The organism is Streptomyces sp. SCSIO 75703 (assembly GCF_036607905.1).
GTDB lineage: Bacteria > Actinomycetota > Actinomycetes > Streptomycetales > Streptomycetaceae > Streptomyces.
In genome coordinates this window covers 5654988-5668640 of the sequence record NZ_CP144555.1, presented here as the reverse complement: position 1 = coordinate 5668640, position 13653 = coordinate 5654988, and the positions used below count along the sequence as shown (strand labels likewise).

Annotated in this window: 10 protein-coding genes, 2 tRNA genes and 1 pseudogene; 4 read left to right on the top strand and 9 right to left on the bottom strand. The window is 73.7% G+C overall.

Features of this window, described 5'->3' with window-relative positions; translation table 11 throughout:
- Nucleotides 1–48: 48 nt before the first annotated feature.
- Genes VM636_RS25005 through VM636_RS24995 form a run of 3 tightly spaced genes read right to left on the bottom strand, consistent with a single transcriptional unit; the run spans nucleotide 49 to nucleotide 2911 of the window.
- Nucleotides 49–1248 (bottom strand): glycosyltransferase family 4 protein, encoded by a 1200-nt coding sequence (locus VM636_RS25005; protein WP_030422351.1) that lies wholly within the window; start codon nucleotides 1246–1248, stop codon nucleotides 49–51.
- Nucleotides 1245–2192: a phosphatidylinositol mannoside acyltransferase gene (locus VM636_RS25000; RefSeq protein WP_030422350.1), complete on the bottom strand. Its 948-nt coding sequence runs from the start codon at nucleotides 2190–2192 to the stop codon at nucleotides 1245–1247. Before VM636_RS25000 ends, VM636_RS25005 begins: the two co-directional genes overlap by 4 nt.
- The gene (locus VM636_RS24995; RefSeq protein ID WP_037859303.1) at nucleotides 2189–2911 is read right to left on the bottom strand and encodes a CDP-alcohol phosphatidyltransferase family protein; all 723 of its coding nucleotides are present in this window, start codon (nucleotides 2909–2911) and stop codon (nucleotides 2189–2191) included. Before VM636_RS24995 ends, VM636_RS25000 begins: the two co-directional genes overlap by 4 nt.
- A gap of 196 nt (nucleotides 2912–3107) precedes the next feature.
- Here VM636_RS24995 and VM636_RS24990 point away from each other — a divergent pair, with 196 nt between their 5' ends.
- Both VM636_RS24990 and VM636_RS24985 read left to right on the top strand, forming a co-directional pair.
- Entirely contained in the window at nucleotides 3108–5333 is a 2226-nt protein-coding gene (locus VM636_RS24990) for an elongation factor G-like protein EF-G2 (protein ID WP_338485791.1), read from the top strand.
- Nucleotides 5334–5677: 344 nt separating this feature from the next.
- Nucleotides 5678–7339, top strand: coding sequence for a hypothetical protein (locus VM636_RS24985; protein ID WP_338485789.1), 1662 nt, complete (start codon nucleotides 5678–5680; stop codon nucleotides 7337–7339).
- A gap of 64 nt (nucleotides 7340–7403) precedes the next feature.
- On the opposite strand, the gene VM636_RS24980 is transcribed toward VM636_RS24985, so the two are convergent.
- Both VM636_RS24980 and thrS read right to left on the bottom strand, forming a co-directional pair.
- Entirely contained in the window at nucleotides 7404–7961 is a 558-nt protein-coding gene (locus VM636_RS24980; protein WP_199809440.1) for an HIT domain-containing protein, read from the bottom strand.
- A gap of 79 nt (nucleotides 7962–8040) precedes the next feature.
- Nucleotides 8041–10017 (bottom strand): threonine--tRNA ligase, encoded by a 1977-nt coding sequence (gene thrS / locus VM636_RS24975; protein WP_030422345.1) that lies wholly within the window; start codon nucleotides 10015–10017, stop codon nucleotides 8041–8043.
- A gap of 473 nt (nucleotides 10018–10490) precedes the next feature.
- Between thrS and VM636_RS24970 the strand changes: the two are divergent.
- Nucleotides 10491–11203 (top strand): annotated as a pseudogene (locus VM636_RS24970) (3'-5' exonuclease).
- Nucleotides 11204–11249: 46 nt separating this feature from the next.
- Here the strand turns inward: VM636_RS24970 and VM636_RS24965 are convergent.
- The 4 genes from VM636_RS24965 to VM636_RS24950 all read right to left on the bottom strand — a co-directional run bounded on the left by VM636_RS24965 (nucleotide 11250) and on the right by VM636_RS24950 (nucleotide 12818).
- Nucleotides 11250–11321: transfer RNA gene (locus VM636_RS24965), tRNA-Val, on the bottom strand.
- Nucleotides 11322–11360: 39 nt separating this feature from the next.
- Entirely contained in the window at nucleotides 11361–11810 is a 450-nt protein-coding gene (locus VM636_RS24960; protein WP_030422344.1) for an SRPBCC family protein, read from the bottom strand.
- Nucleotides 11811–12208: 398 nt separating this feature from the next.
- A tRNA-Val gene (locus VM636_RS24955) sits at nucleotides 12209–12280 on the bottom strand.
- Nucleotides 12281–12362: 82 nt separating this feature from the next.
- A complete protein-coding gene (locus tag VM636_RS24950) occupies nucleotides 12363–12818 on the bottom strand; it encodes a TIGR02611 family protein (RefSeq protein ID WP_030422343.1) in 456 nt (151 codons plus the stop codon).
- A gap of 191 nt (nucleotides 12819–13009) precedes the next feature.
- Between VM636_RS24950 and VM636_RS24945 the strand changes: the two genes are divergently transcribed.
- Nucleotides 13010–13423: an SsgA family sporulation/cell division regulator gene (locus VM636_RS24945; RefSeq protein ID WP_004002642.1), complete on the top strand. Its 414-nt coding sequence runs from the start codon at nucleotides 13010–13012 to the stop codon at nucleotides 13421–13423.
- Nucleotides 13424–13653 lie beyond the last annotated feature (230 nt).

Sequence of the window (13653 nt, the reverse complement as noted above, 5' to 3'; positions counted from 1 at the left end):
CGAGGCCGCCCACGCCCGGCAGGACGCCGGGGCCGCCCGCGCGGCGGCTCAGTCCCGGGCCCGTCCCAGGCGGGCGCGCAGACCCGTCGCCCGGTCGTCGGCCGCGACCGCCGCCGCGCCCGCGGTCACCGTCTCGTAGACGGACAGGATGTCCGCGCCCACCGTCGACCAGTCGAAGCGCCGCACGTGCGCGCTGCCCCGGTCCCGCAGCCCGGCCCGCCGCCCCGGGTCGGCCAGCAGCCGTACCGCCGCGGCGGCCAGCGCGCCGGCGTCCTCGTTGGGGAACAGCTCGCCGGCCTCCCCCTGGTCCAGGACCTGCGCGAAGGCGTCCAGGTCGGAGGCGAGCACCGGGGCGCCCGCCGACATGGCCTCGACGAGGATGATGCCGAAGCTCTCCCCGCCGGTGTTGGGCGCCACGTACAGGTCGACGCTGCGCAGGAAGCGCGCCTTGTCCTCGTCGCCGACCATGCCGAGGAACTCGACGCGGGGGCGCAGTTCCGGCGGCAGGGAGGCGACCGCCTCCTTCTCGTCGCCGCGGCCGGCCACCAGCAGCCGGGCACCCGGCCGGGCGGCGATGATCTCGGGCAGGGCCCGCATGAGCACCGGCAGTCCCTTGCGGGGCTCGTCGATGCGGCCTATGAACCCGATCGTGCCGCCGGCCTCCCGGGCCGGCAGGCCCCGCGCCTCCTCGGACTGCCACTCGGGGCGGGGCTCGGCCTTGGCGAAGAAGTCGACGTCGACGCCGTTGGGGATCACCACGGCGTCCCCGCCGAGGTGTTCGACGAGGGTGCGGCGCGCGTACTCGCTGACGGCGATCCGGGCGCTGATCTTCTCCAGCGCGGCCTGGAGGATCGCGTACGCGGCGATCATCGCGCGGGAGCGCGGGTTGGACGTGTGGAAGGTGGCCACGATGGGGCCCTGCGCCGCCCAGCAGGTCAGCAGGCCCAGCGAGGGCGAGGTCGGCTCGTGGATGTGGATGACGTCGAAGGCGCCCTCGTGCAGCCAGCGCCGCACCCGGGCCGCCGACAGGAAGCCGAAGTTGAGCCGGGCCACCGAGCCGTTGTAGGGCACCGGCACCGCGCGGCCGGCGGAGACGACGTAGGGCGGCAGCGGGGTGTCGTCGTCGGCGGGGGCGAGCACGGACACCTCGTGGCCGAGGCGCAGGAAGTACTCGGCGAGGTCCCGGATGTGGAACTGGACGCCGCCCGGCACGTCCCAGGAGTACGGGCAGACGATGCCGATCCTCACGGGGCACCCCGTTCCGGTGCGCCGTCCCCGCGCCGGGCGCCCGGCGCCTTCGCGGGGTCGAGGTCGGCGAGCCACAGGCGCTGGAGCATGTGCCAGTCCTCGGGGTGCTCGGCGATGCCGCCGGCGAAGGCGTCGGCGAGGGCCTGCGTCATCGCGGCGGTCCGCTCGGCCCGCGTGCCCTGCCCGGGCACCTCGACCGGCGGGTGGACCCGGCCGCGCATCACCGGGGAGTCGTCGTACCAGAGCGTCACCGGCAGCAGGGCCGCGCCGGTCTGCTGGGCGAGCAGGGCGGGCCCGGCGGGCATCCGGGCGGTCGCGCCGAAGAACTCGACCTCGACGCCGGAGGCGGACAGGTCCCGGTCGGCGACCAGGCAGACCAGACCCCCCTCGCGCAGCCGCCGGGCGAGGGTGCCGAAGGCGGTGCCGCCGCTGTGCGGGAGGACCTCCATGCCCAGGCCCTCGCGGTAGGCGACGAAGCGGTCGTAGAGGGTCTCCGGCTTGAGGCGCTCGGCGACCGTGGTGAAGGGGATGCCCAGGTGCGTGGTGACCCAGGCGCCGGCCAGGTCCCAGTTGGCGAGGTGGGGCAGGGCGAGGACGACGCCCCGGCCGGCGGCCATGCCGTCGGTCAGGTGGTGCAGGTCCTTGGGGGCGAAGCCGGACGCGATGCGTTCGACGCCCCAGGCCGGGAGCCGGAAGGACTCCATCCAGTAGCGCAGGTAGGAGCGCATGCCCGCGCGGGAGAGCTCGGCCAGCCGCTCGGGTCCCGCGCCGGGCAGCACGCGCGCGTAGTTGCTCTCCAGCCGCCGCACGCCCGTGCCGCGCCGCTTCCAGGCGGCGTCCGCGAGGGTGCGTCCGAGGCGGACGGCGACGGGCTCGGGGAGCTTCTTCACCGTGGCCCAGCCGGCGCCGTACAGGGTGTCGGTCAGCCGGTCCCGGGCGCTCACGTGGCCGCCTCGGATCCCTGGCCCCTCTCGGCGGCCTCCGCCTCCGCGGACTCGCGGCGGACGGTGACGACGCGCTGGACCAGCGTGACGAGGCTGCCGACGGCGACGATCCACAGGGCGACGGGCAGCAGGTACTGGATGCCGGGCACGCCGAACTTGTGCAGGCCGGCGAAACCGGCGGCGACCAGCGAGATCACCAGCCGCTCGGCCCGCTCGATCAGCCCGTTGACGGCGACCGGCAGCCCGATCGACTCGCCGCGCGCCTTGGTGTACGAGACCACCTGCCCGCTGGCGAGGCAGAAGATGGCGACCGCGCACAGGACGGTGTCGTCGCCGCGGCCCGCGTACCAGAGGGCGAAGCCGGCGAAGACCGCGCCGTCGGCGACCCGGTCCAGGGTGGAGTCCAGGAAGGCGCCCCAGCGGCTGGAGCGGCCGAGCTGGCGGGCCATGTTGCCGTCGACGAGGTCGGAGAAGACGAAGAGGGTGATCACGACCGTGCCCCAGAAGAACTCTCCCAGGGGATAGAAGACCAGCGCACCCGCGACCACACCGGCCGTGCCGATCAGTGTGACCGTGTCCGGGCTGACGCCCCGGCGGATGAGAAACGCGGCGAACGGTGTGAGGACACGCGTGAAGAATGCACGCGCGTACTTGTTCAGCATGGCCTTCCCGGAGGTCGGTGTCGCCGCGCGGCCCCTGCTGGCCGCCGGCTGGCCCATCGTAGTCACGCGGGGGCGTGGTCGACGGCCGCACCCGGGCCCGTCCCGGCCCCGGGCGGGGACCGGGCCCTTCGTATGGACGCGGGCTGACGGGAGTGGAAAGCTCGAAGTACCGCGGGCGTCGCCGGAGCCGCCGGTGCACGCGGCCCGCCCGTCCGCGCCCCCAGCGACCTCACCGTGCACGGGAGGCAAGGACATGGGCGACAAGGCACACACCCACCCCGGAGCCGCCGGCGGGGCGACAGCGGCCGGCCACCCCGCGTCCGTACGGAACGTGGTGCTGGTCGGCTCCTCCGGAGCGGGGAAGACGACCCTGGTGGAGGCGCTCGCGCTGACCGCGGGGGCGGTGAACCGGGCGGGCCGCGTGGAGGACGGCGGCTGCGTCTCCGACTACGACGAGATCGAGCACCGGCAGCGGCGCTCGGTCCAGCTCTCCCTGGTGCCGGTCACGTGGGACGGGGTGAAGGTCAACCTCCTCGACACCCCCGGGTACGCCGACTTCGTCGGGGAGCTGAGGGCCGGTCTGCGGGCGGCGGACGCGGCCCTCTTCGTCGTCTCGGCCGCCGACGGCGTGGACGGCCCGACCCGCGTGGTGTGGGAGGAGTGCGCGGCCGTCGGCATGCCCCGGGCCATCGTGATCACGCACCTGGAGGCCGCGCGGGCCGGCTTCGAGGAGATGACCCGGATGTGCGCGCGGGCGTTCGGCGCCGACGACCCCGACGCCGTGCTGCCGCTCCACCTGCCGCTGCGCGGGCCCGCGGGCCCCGACGGGCACGCGCCCGTGACCGGGCTGGCCGGTCTGCTCCCGCGGCGGCTGTACGACTACTCCGCCGGGGAGCGCGCCGAGTCCGCGCCGGGTCCGGAGCACCTGGCGCCGGTCGAGGAGGCGCGCGCCCGGCTCATCGAGGGGATCATCGCGGAGAGCGAGGACGAGACCCTGATGGACCGCTACCTCGGCGGTGAGGACGTCGACGTCCCGACGCTCGTCCGGGGCCTGGAGCGGGCGGTGGCCCGGGGGGTGTTCTTCCCGGTCCTGGCCGCCGCGCCCGCCGCCGAGGGGGCCCGGCAGGGGCTCGGCACGGTCGAGTTGCTGGAGCTGGTCACCGGCGGGTTCCCGACCCCGCCCGAGCGGACCGTGCCGCCGCTGACGACACCCGGCGGCGCGCCGCGCGAGCCGCGCGCCTGTGACCCGGCCGGCGCGCTGCTCGCCGAGGTGGTGAAGACGTCCTCCGACCCGTACGTGGGCCGGATCTCCCTGGTCCGCGTCTTCTCCGGCACCCTGCGCCCCGACCATGCGGTGCACGTCCTCGGGCACGGTGCGTCCGGCAACGGCAACGGCACCGGCGGAGCCCGGGAGGACGGCGGACCGCACGAGGCCGACGAGCGAGCCGGCGCGCTGACCACGCCCTTCGGCCGGCAGCAGCGGCCGGTCGCCGAGGTGATCGCCGGTGATCTGGGGTGCGTGGCCCGGCTGGGGCGGGCGGAGACGGGGGACACCCTCTCGAACCGGGAGGACCCGCTGCTGATGACGCCCTGGGAGATGCCGGACCCCCTCCTCCCGCTCGCCATCCGGGCGCACGGCAAGGCGGACGAGGACCGGCTCTCTCAGGGGCTCGCCCGGCTGGTCGCCGAGGACCCGACGATGCGGCTGGAGCAGAACCCGGACACCCACCAGGTGGTCCTGTGGTGCCTGGGCGAGGCGCACGCGGACGTGGCGCTGGAGCGGCTGCGCGGCCGGTTCGGCGTGCGGGTGGACGTGGTGCCGCACCGGGTCGCGCTGCGGGAGACCTTCGGCGGACGGGCGACGGCGCGCGGGCGGCACGTCAAGCAGTCCGGCGGGCACGGGCAGTACGCGATCTGCACGATCGAGGTGGAGCCACTGCCGGTCGGCTCGGGGATCGAGTTCGTGGACCGGGTGGTGGGCGGCGCGGTGCCGCGCCAGTTCGTCCCGTCGGTCGAGAAGGGCGTGCGCGCCCAGGCGGCCCGCGGGGTCGCCACCGGTCATCCGCTGACCGACGTGCGGGTGACGCTGCTGGACGGCAAGGCGCACTCGGTGGACTCCTCCGACGCCGCCTTCCAGACGGCCGGGGCGCTGGCCCTGCGGGAGGCCGCCGCGGACGCCGGGGTCCTGCTGCTGGAACCGGTGGCGGAGGTGAGCGTCCTGGTCGCCGACGACTACGTGGGCGCCGTGCTGGGCGATCTGTCCGGGCGGCGCGGGCGGGTGCTCGGCACCGAGCAGACCGGCGGCGGCCGGACCCTGGTCCGCGCCGAGGCGCCCGAGACGGAGATCGGCCGGTACGCGGTCGACCTGCGCTCCCTCTCGCACGGCACCGCGCGGTTCGGCCGCCGCTACGCCCGCCACGAACCGGTGCCGCCGCAGATCGCCGAGCGGCTGCGCGAGACGGTGGGCACGGCGTCCTGACCGGCCGCCGGGCCCCTCGCGCGCGGGGCCGGTGGAAGAGCAGGCGCCCCGACAACTCGCCGTCGACCCGGGCCCCTCGCGCGCGGGGCCGGTGTGCCGGGTCAGGGCTCGATGCGCGGAAGGCCGGCGGGTCCGCTCGCGCGCGGGTGCGGTCCGACGGCCGCGCGCCGGACCCGCGCGCGAGGGCGCGTCCCGGGGGCAACGGGCGCATCCGGGGGCGCCTTTGACCGTCCGCTGACGCGGGACCCCGGCGGCGGATACGCTGATGACCTGATCAACAGGTGTGCGCGTCAGGGAAGTCGGGAAGGCCCGAGGAGCAGCAGTGATGGCGATCGGGGGCGGGAATGAGCGCTGACGGCGGATTCGCGGACTTCTTCGGACCGCAGGTTCCGCGAGCGGGCGCCGGAGGGCAGGCGCCCACCTTCGCGCTGGCCTCCGCCGCGTACCGGGACAACGAGATGGAGGAGATCAAGAAGGCCGACAACGACTGGCACAAGACCACGGTCAACGCCGGCCGCTCGTGGGCCACGATCTTCCGTCCCAACCTGGGCGAGGCGTTCTCCAACGCGGTCGTCGCCCGCATGCTGGGCAGCGGGCGCAACGCCCTGATCCAGTCGTTCGGCACCGAGCCGCAGGTGGTGGTCGAGCACTGCCTGGCCGCCAACGGCATCCGCAAGGCCCGGGACAACAAGCTGACCGCGGTGATCCTCCTGTGCGGGGTGCTCTTCCTGCCCGGGATGCTGGTGTGGCTGCTGGGGTTCCAGATCCGCGCCACCGTCGCCAAGGCGCAGAACAAGCGGGCCGGGACCCTCGGTTCCGCGGCGCTCGCCGCGATCGGCGTCCTCGCGGTGCTGTTCCTGATCAAGATGCCCTTCGCCGGCCTCTGGGCCTGGTACGCGCGAGCGGCCGTGGTGATGCCCGTGGTCGGCTGGTTCCTGGCCAAGCGGCTCTGCGAGGCGACGGCCGGGGACCTGCGCGAGCGCTGGGACGGACTGCTCTCCGGCAGCGGCGTGGGCGCCAAGGTGCCCGAGGCCGTCCCCAGCAACCCGAACGAGACCGCCGCCGAGCAACTGCGGCAGTCGCTGGCCAGGCTGAGCGCCGAGCAGCAGTCCAACTCGGTCTTCTACGCGGGCCCCAAGGGCATCCTCGGGATGGGCACCCGCTGGGGAAGCTGGCAGCTCGCGGAGGAGCTGGTGTCCGCCGACCCGGGCCGGGAGATCCACCCCTTCCGGAGCTGGGACGTCATACGGTCCATCCACGACCAGCTCGCCCAACTGGAGCGCGGCCCGCTGAACACGGGCGGCTTCCCGAAGCCCTCCGTACGCCACTGGATCGTCACACCGGTCGGGGAGAACGCCGGGTCGGTCACCCGTCCGGGCGGCACGGACGTCGAGGCGTACCAGGTCAAGCCGCACGCCATACAGGAGATCTGCAACAAGCAGCAGTTCGGCGCGGGTGACCGGCACTACCTGGGCGTGCAGTGGACGCTGTGGGACGGCCAGTTGGTGATCACGATGCTGATCACGGTGACCGTGCTCCACTCCACGCTGCGCATCGAGGTCACCGGCCACGCCCTGGGCCCGGTGAACTCGCTGTTCACGACCAAGCCCTCGGCGCCGTCGAAGTCGGTCACGAAGGCGTTCAAGCCGTGGGAGAGCCGTACGGTGAAGCTCCCGCTGGTGGACGCCAACGAGGTGGTGCGGCTCGCCGTCCGGGCGCCGCTGACCTGGTATCCGCCGCTGCTCAACTGGCTCGGCGGCACGATGGGCCTGCCGGAGCCCTTCGGGCTGCGCCACGCGTGGGCGGATCAGCCGTGGCGGCACCGCTTCATGGCCGACGACGCGCTGCGCGCGGCCACCCCGGTGCTGCGGGCGGTGCACTCGGCCGCGCTCCGCGTCCTCGACGAGAACGGCGTGGACACGTCCAAGTTCGGCGCGCGGTCGGCGGCCCTCAGCGGGGCGGTGCAGGACGTGGCGCCGAAGAAGGCCGACCTCTACGACGCGTAGAGCGCCGTGCGCCGGCGGTGCCGGGCGGGGCGGGACCTCGCCCGGCGGCCCGGCGTTCCCCGGCTCAGGCGGGCCACGCCTCGGCGAGCAGGGCGCGGGTGTCGCCGAGGAGCTGGGGCAGCACCTTGGTGTGACCGACGACCGGCATGAAGTTCGTGTCGCCGCCCCAGCGGGGCACGATGTGCTGGTGGAGGTGGGCGGCGATGCCCGCGCCGGCGACCGCGCCCTGGTTCATGCCGATGTTGAAGCCCTGGGCACCGGAGGCGGCGCGCAGGGCCGTCATCGCCTGCTGGGTGAGGAGTGCCAGCTCGGCCGTCTCCTCCCCGGTCAGTTCGGTGTAGTCGGCGACGTGCCGGTAGGGCACGGTCATCAGGTGGCCGCCGGTGTACGGGTAGAGGTTGAGCAGCGCGAAGACGTGCTCGCCGCGGGTGACGACGAGCCCTTCCTCGTCGGACATGGCCGGCACGGCGCAGAAGGGGCAGCCGTCGCCGGCCCCGGGGCCGCTCGGCTTGTTCTCCCCCTGGATGTAGGCCATCCGGTGGGGCGTCCACAGGCGCTGGAACGCGTCCGGCGTCCCCACCCCGATCTGCTGCTCCGGCTCACTCGTCATACCAGGCAGCATATGGCGTCGCGCGGGGGCCCGGACCAAGGCCCCCGGGATGGTCTCCCGGGGCCCGGACCGGACCGTCGCGCCGTGGTCGTCAGACCTGGGCGCGCCGCTCGACGACGTCGACGAGCTTGGCCAGCGCCTGGTCGCGCGGGATGCCGTTCTCCTGCGACCCGTCGCGGTGACGGAAGGAGACGGTGCCGCCGTGCATGTCGTCGTCCCCGACGATGATCATGAAGGGGACCTTCTGCTTCTGGGCGTTGCGGATCTTCTTCTGCATGCGGTCGGAGGAGGCGTCGACCTCCACCCGCAGGCCCTTGCGGCGGGCCTCGGCGGCGAACTCGCGCAGGTACTCCACGTGCGCGTCCCCCACCGGGATGCCCACCGCCTGGACCGGGGCGAGCCAGACCGGGAAGGCGCCCGCGTAGTGCTCCAGGAGCACGGCGAAGAAGCGCTCGATGGAACCGAACAGGGCGCGGTGGATCATGACCGGGCGCTGCTTGGTGCCGTCGGCGGCGGTGTACTCCAGGTCGAAGCGCTCCGGCAGGTTGAAGTCGAGCTGGACGGTCGACATCTGCCAGGTCCGGCCGATGGCGTCGCGGGCCTGGACGGAGATCTTCGGCCCGTAGAAGGCAGCGCCGCCCGGGTCGGGGACGAGGGGCAGGCCCTGCTTCTCGGCGACCTGGCGCAGCGTCTCGGTGGCCTCTTCCCAGGCTTCGTCGGAGCCGACGAACTTGGTCTCGTCCTTGGTGGACAGTTCCAGGTAGAAGTCGGTGAGGCCGTAGTCGCGCAGCAGATTGAGGACGAAGGTGAGCGTCTTGTCCAGCTCGTCGGCCATCTGCTCGCGGGTGCAGTAGATGTGCGCGTCGTCCTGGGTGAAGCCGCGGGCGCGGGTGAGGCCGTGCACGACGCCGGACTTCTCGTAGCGGTAGACCGTGCCGAACTCGAACAGCCGCAGGGGCAGCTCGCGGTAGGAACGGCCCCGCGCGTCGAAGACGAGGTTGTGCATGGGGCAGTTCATGGGCTTGAGGTAGTAGTCCACGCCCTCGTCGAGCTGCATGGGCGGGTACATGCCGTCGGCGTACCAGTCCAGGTGGCCCGAGGTCTCGAAGAGCTTCCCCTTGGTGGCGTGCGGGGTGTAGACGAACTCGTAGCCCTCCTCCTCGTGGCGGCGGCGCGAGTAGTCCTCCATGACCCGGCGGATGATGCCGCCCCGGGGGTGGAAGACGGCGAGGCCGGAGCCGATCTGCTCGGGGATCGAGAAGAGGTCCAGTTCGGCGCCGAGCTTGCGGTGGTCGCGCTTCTCGGCCTCGGCGAGGAACTCCAGGTGCTCCTTCAGTTCGGCCTTGGACGGCCAGGCGGTGCCGTAGATGCGCTGGAGCTGCTTGTTCTTCTCGTTGCCGCGCCAGTAGGCGGAGGCGTTGCGCATGAGCTTGAACGCCGGGATGTTCCGGGTGGAGGGCAGGTGGGGACCGCGGCAGAGGTCCTTCCAGCACAGCTCGCCGGTCTTGGCGTCCAGGTTGTCGTAGATCGTCAGTTCGCCGGCGCCGACCTCGACGTCCGCGCCGTCGTCGTGGGACGCGGAGCCCTTGAGGCCGATCAGCTCCAGCTTGTACGGCTCGTCGGCCAGCTCCTCGCGGGCGGCCTCGTCGGTCACGACACGGCGGGAGAAGTGCTGTCCGCGCTTCTGGATCTCCTGCATCTTCTTCTCGATGGCCTTGAGGTCATCGGGGTGGAAGGGCTCCTCGACGTCGAAGTCGTAGTAGAAGCCGTCGCGGACCGGCGGGCCGATGCCCAGCTTGGCCTCGGGGAACAGCTCCTGCACGGCCTGGGCCATGACGTGCGCGGTGGAGTGGCGCAGGATGGCCAGTCCGTCGTCGGAGGTGATGTCGACACCCTCGACGCTCTCGCCGTCGGCGATCTCGTACGCGAGGTCTTTCAGCTCTCCGTCGACGCGGGCGGCGATGACCGAGCGCTCGCCGGCGAAGAGCTCGGCGGCCGTCGTGCCCGTCGTCACCACGCGTTCTTCCCGCTCGGAATCGCGTTGGATGATCACACGGACGTCTGACACCGGTCTCTCCTGACTGAAGGTGGGGCCGCGGCGCCATACCGGAGCGCACGCATGGGGGCGATGGTACCGACCCGGGACGGCCCACCGCGAAATCTTTCCCCGGCGCCCGGGGCGCGCGGCCCGTGAGGGGCGGAGCGGCGGGAGGCACCGGCACGGGCCCCGGGGCCTGGGGCGGGGCGGCGGGGCAGGATGCCGTGGACCACCGCTCCCGCTGCCGCCCGTCCCCTGGGGCGGCCGGGACGGGCCACGGCGCTGGTACGGGTCTCCCCCACCGCCCCGCGGACACGGTGCCCGGCACCCGACGGCTTACGGAGCGTCCCTGTTCCGGCCCACCGCCGCGAACACCGCCGCGCGGCGGCCCGTTGGGCGGTCGCGGCGTACGGCCGGCACGGCCCGGGTATCACCCGGCCCGACCTGGGCGAGCCGGGGTGGCAGCGCCAGCGCCCGTGGGCGAGCGAGGAGTTGGGCACCCCATGACGAGCTGGTTCGAGGGACCGCCGGCCACCTTCGCCACGGAGACGACGGCGTGCACGTCGAGGCCGGCGGGATCGTGGCGGCGGCCGTCGTCACGCAGGACGCCCCGGGACGGGCCCCGCGGGTCACCGGTGGCCGGTCAACCCCGGGGTACCGGTGCCGGAGGCGTCGACGGCGGTGTGCGGGCCGACCGGGGAACGCCTCCGGCACCACGGCCGCCGGCCGGCGCCGGTGGTCCACGAGTTCGTCGAGGCGCTGACCGAGCAGGCCGCCACGGGCCGTCCCGTGGCGGTGATGAACGCGCCCTTCGGCCTGACGCTGCCGGACCGGAAGTTGCGCCGCCACCGGGCCTCTTCGCTGGGGCGCGGCGGGAGACAGGGCGCCGCCGCACGTCCTGGATCCGCTGGTGCTCGACCGCCACCTGGGCCGGCACCGGGAGGGCCGGCGCACCCTGGCCGGCCGGTGCGCGCACTACGGCACCGCGTCGGAGCGGGCCCACGACGCGGCGGCCGGACGCCCGTGCCGCGCTGGAGCCGGTACGGGTCGTGGGGTGCCGCCACGCGGCCCGTCCGGAACCGCCCTCCGCCGCCGAACCGCACACCTTGCAGGCGGTGTGGCGCGCGGGGCGCGGCCGTGGTTCGCGCCGGACGCGGCGCCGGAGCCGACGGACCCGGTCCGGCCGCTGCGGCCGGACCTGCCGGCGGCGGCCTGAGCGCATGAGAAAGCCGGTCCGTCGTCGACGGACCGGCTCTTCCCGGTGGGCGATACTGGGTTCGAACCAGTGACCTCTTCGGTGTGAACGAAGCGCTCTCCCACTGAGCTAATCGCCCGGGAACGGACTGAACCATACAGGCCCCGGCTCGCTTCCTTCAAACCGCCGCCAGCCGCCCGGCCAGACCGCGCCGGCCCGCCCGCATCATCAGGGCGTGGTTGGCCCGCAGCAGCGGCCGTGCGGGCACGGCCAGCCGGCGCAGCAGGGGTTTGCGGAGGTCGACCTCCTGGTCGTAGCGGACGAGGGTGCCGCCCCCGGGCCCGGGGGTGAGCGTCCAGCGGGCCCGGCCGTCCATGTCACCGCCGAGGACCCCCTCCAGCACGCCGGCCACCGGGGAGCGCGCGGACTCGCGCAGGGTGACGGTGAGGTCGTAGGGCAGCAGGGAGCGGATGCGCAGGCGGGCGCCGGTGGCGTCGAGCCGGGTGACCTCGCGCACCTGGGGCCACCAGTGCGGGTAGTCCTCGACGCGCTCCAGGGCGCGGTACACCTCGCCGGGCGGCGCGGGCAGGGTCCAGAGGCTGCGGAAACGGTAATGGTTCCAGTCCACGCGGGCAGTCTGCCGTGCCCCGCCCCGGCCTGTTCGCAGAGAACACATGGGCCATTCTTTGCGGTGAATTGACGGAGATTTCCGCGGCCTCTCGCGGTGTCCGCCGAATTCCCCCCGAACGCAGGCGCGTTGACGTTCCCGGGAGGCACGGCACGGCCGGAACTCGTCCTTGACCTCACACGGGGGTGGGCTCTCCGCCGGGCGCCCGGCGTGCCGCCGACGGCCGTCCGCAGCCCCGGCCGGCGGTGACGGAGCGTGATCGTCGGCCGGTACGGGACCGCCGCCGAACGGGCGCGCGGGACCCCCTGAACCGCTCCGAAGACCCGCCCGGGAGCGTCGCGGGCAAACGACAGGCGGCCCGGCTCACGGAGGGTGAGCCGGGCCGCCTGTCGATCCGGTGGGCGATACTGGGTTCGAACCAGTGACCTCTTCGGTGTGAACGAAGCGCTCTCCCACTGAGCTAATCGCCCGGACGCAGGAAGAACATTACCGCATGTCAGAGGGTGCTCGTGACCGGCTGCGCACGACCGGGCACCACACCCGCTCGCGGACTCAGGGACCCCCTGTCGACCAGGGCGCCCGGAAGCCGTACTTCCCCAGATAGACGCTGATCAGCGCGGCGGCGACGACCGTCCCGATCACGGTCAGGACGATGTTGCGGCGCCGCACCCTCGGGTCGAGAGCGCGCTGCGCCGCCTCGGTGACCTTGCGTTTGGTCCAGCGCAGCACGAGCTGGGCCCAGGCGAACTCGGTGCCCCAGATCGCCATGCCGCCGAAGATCACGACCCAGCCGGGTCCGGGCAGCGCCAGCATCAGGACCCCGGCCGCCACGACCGCGAGGCCGACCAGGAAGACCGCGACCTGCCAGCTCACGTGCAGGGCTCGCCGCTCCCGCACGAAGGCCGGCGCCCGGGAACCGGGCACCCGGCCGCCGGAGGCCGCCCCGTCCGCCTCCGGCCGGTCCGCCCCGGCGTCCCGGTCACCGCCCCTGTCACTCCCCGTGTTCATGACGCCGAACACTACCGAAGCGAAACGCCTCACCGGAACGGGTGTGGACCTCGAACGATCACTCGGCCGGAAGGGTTACATAAAGGCACGCAAAACACTCAGAGGGGTTTACAACGCCACCGTAGGTGGCATGTCGATTTCGCCGACGTGCGAATCCCCGAGCGCACACTGAGCGAAAGGCCCTGGCGCTTATGAACACCACGGTCAGCTGCGAGCTGCACCTGCGCCTCGTTGTGTCGAGCGAGTCCTCCCTGCCCGTCCCCGCAGGCTTGCGGTACGACACGGCCGACCCCTATGCCGTGCACGCCACCTTCCACACCGGAGCCGAGGAAACCGTCGAGTGGGTGTTCGCCCGCGACCTCCTCGCCGAAGGGCTCCACCGCCCCACGGGCACCGGCGACGTCCGGGTCTGGCCGTCCCGCAGTCACGGCCAGGGCGTCGTGTGCATCGCCCTCAGCTCCCCGGAGGGCGAAGCGCTGCTGGAGGCCCCCGCGCGGGCCCTGGAGTCCTTCCTGAAGCGCACCGACGCCGCCGTGCCCCCCGGCACGGAACACCGGCACTTCGATCTCGACCAGGAGCTCTCGCACATCCTGGCGGAAAGCTAGGGCGGGACCCGTGAAGCAGCCCGTCGCCGTCGACTCGGGGTGACGGCACGGGCCTGGACAACCGCATAGGGCACAGACCGGCGTCGTCGCGGCGGACATCCACCGCGGCGGCGCCGGCGCGCGCGTGCCCGCGTCTCCCTCCCCGGGGGCTGGATCGGGGCCGGTGCGCCCGGCGTGGAAGCCAGTACGATCGGCCAGCATCGGCGGGCGCCCGCCCGACCCCCAGGCCA